This window comes from Rhodopseudomonas sp. BR0C11 (assembly GCF_010820945.1).
Lineage (GTDB): Bacteria > Pseudomonadota > Alphaproteobacteria > Rhizobiales > Xanthobacteraceae > Rhodopseudomonas > Rhodopseudomonas palustris_H.
In genome coordinates, this window is sequence record NZ_QTKI01000579.1 from 1 (window position 1) to 2,201 (window position 2,201).

General features: G+C 66.7%; 2 protein-coding genes and 1 pseudogene. All 3 read left to right on the top strand.

All coding sequences use genetic code 11. From position 1 onward, the window contains the following. Positions 1 to 1,112 (top strand): MFS transporter (locus DYI24_RS25365; RefSeq protein ID WP_164574277.1); only part of this gene is annotated, 1,112 nt, incomplete at its 5' end. A gap of 22 nt (positions 1,113 to 1,134) precedes the next feature. Then, a complete protein-coding gene (gene puhA / locus DYI24_RS25370; protein WP_164574278.1) occupies positions 1,135 to 1,902 on the top strand; it encodes a photosynthetic reaction center subunit H in 768 nt (255 codons plus the stop codon). Continuing rightward, positions 1,899 to 2,201: pseudogene (locus DYI24_RS25375) on the top strand (photosynthetic complex putative assembly protein PuhB); the annotation flags it as partial. The gene puhA and the pseudogene DYI24_RS25375, both read left to right, overlap by 4 nt.

A 2,201-nucleotide genomic window follows, 5' to 3' on the forward strand; every position in this document is an offset into this window, starting at 1 on the left:
GGATGGGCACGCTGCTGCAGTTCGGCGGCTTCGCCATCATGCCGTTCGCACTGCTGGTGCTGTCGGGCGAGGGCGCTTATCCGGCCGTGTACGGTCAGTTCGGCGCCGCGCTGGCGTTCCTGCTGGTCGGTGCTGGCCTGCACACCACTCAGACCGCCGGTCTCGCACTCGCCACCGACATCGCGCCGGAAGATTCGCGGCCGCGGGTGGTGGCGTTTCTGTATGTGATGCTGCTGATCGGCATGACCGGCAGCGCCGTGATCTTCAGCGAACTGCTGCGCGACTTCAGCGAGCTCAAGCTCATTCAGGTGATTCAGGGCGTCGCGGTGGTGCAGCTGCTGCTGAACATCGTCGCGCTTTGGAAGCAGGAAGCCCGTAACCCGACGCTGACCTCGGCCTCGCGGCTGCGTCCGCAGTTCGGCGAGTCGTGGGCGCAGTTTCGTGCCGCCGGCGGCTCGACCCGGATGCTGGTGGCGGTGGCGCTCGGCACGGCCGGCTTTTCGATGCAGGATATTCTGCTGGAGCCGTTCGGCGCCCAGGTGCTGCAGCTCACCGTCGGTCAGACCACGGCGCTGACGGCTTTCTTTGCGATCGGCACGCTGGGCGGCTTCGCGCTGTCGGCGCGGATGCTCGGCCGCGGCGGCGATCCGTATCGGCTCGCCGGGCTCGGTGCGATGATCGGCATGTTCGCTTTCGCGGCGGTGGTGATGTCGGCGCCGGCGCAGTCGGTGCTGCTGTTCCGCGCCGGCACGGCGCTGATCGGTTTCGGCGGCGGATTGTTTGCGGCCGGCACGCTGACGGCGGCGATGGCCGTCGCGTCCGGTAGCGATTCGGGAATGGCGCTCGGTACGTGGGGCGCAGTGCAGGCGACCGCTGCCGGCGGCGGCATCCTGCTCGGCGGCGGCATTCGCGACGCCGTCGCTTCGCTCGCCAGTGACGGCATGCTCGGTGCCGTGCTGTCGGGGCCGGCAATCGGTTACTGCTTCGTTTACTACATCGAGATCGCGTTGCTGTTTGCAACGCTTGTTGCGGTCGGTCCGCTCGTGCGCACGACACGAACGAACTACGCGCAGTCGTCAGCCAAATTCGGCCTTGCCGAATTTCCAGGTTAACTAAGAGGAAGGGGTCTGTCCCATGCAACCCGGAGCGTATTTGGACTTAGCACAGGTTACCCTGTACGTATTTTGGATCTTCTTCGCTGGCTTGCTGTTCTACTTGCGCCGGGAAGATAAGCGCGAGGGCTATCCGCTGGTCGCCGATGCCGGCACCGGCACCCGCCTGGCGAAGATCGGCGTCCCTGCGCCGCCGGATCCGAAGACCTACCTGCTGCGTGGTGGTGCGACCAAGACCGTGCCGTCGACCAGCAACGACCGCCCGAACGTGGCGCTCGCTCCGTCTGCGCCGTGGCCCGGTGCGCCGTTCGTCCCGACCGGCAATCCGTTCGCCGATGGCGTTGGCCCGGGCTCCTACGCTCAGCGCGCCGACGTGCCGGAACTCGGCCTCGACAACCTGCCGATCATCGCGCCGCTCCGCGCCGCGAAGGGCATGTTCCTCGACCCGCGTGACCCGAACCCGGTCGGCATGTCGGTCGTCGGCTGCGACGGCGTGGTCGGTGGTACGGTGACCGAGGTGTGGGTCGACCGCGCCGAAGTGATCGCCCGCTACCTCGAAGTCGAGGTCGCCAAGAGCCGTAAGCGCGTGCTCCTCCCGGTGCCGTTCGCGCTGATCAACGACCCGTTCGGCAAGGTGTCCGTCGACGCCATCCGCGGCGATCAATTCGCCGGCGTCCCGACCACCGCGAAGAGCGATCAGGTCTCCAAGCTCGAAGAAGACAAGATCTGCGCGTACTACGGCGCCGGCACTCTCTACGCCACGCCGATGCGTTCGGAGTCGATCGTATGACCGACAGCCCCAGCCAGTTTCGTGAGCTTCCGTCGCCCTTGCCGGAGGGAGAGCGCGTTATCTGGCAGGGGAAGCCGACCTACAAAGGGTTGGCCATCAGGTCCTTCCACATGCGGGCCGTGGCGATTTATTTCGTCCTGCTGATCGCGTGGAAGGCCTGGTCGAACTGGTCGAACGGCCAGTCGCCGGCGGAAGCATTGACGTCCGCGTCGATGCTTCTGATCCCGGCGGCTGCCGGTCTCGGCCTGCTCGCACTGCTCGTCTGGCTGTTCCGCCGGGCGACCTGCTACACCATCACC

Coding starts and splice junctions, on each gene's coding strand:
- puhA (WP_164574278.1), top strand. CDS start 1,135: ATGCAACCCGGAGCGTATTTGGACTTAGCACAGGTTACCCTGTACGTA.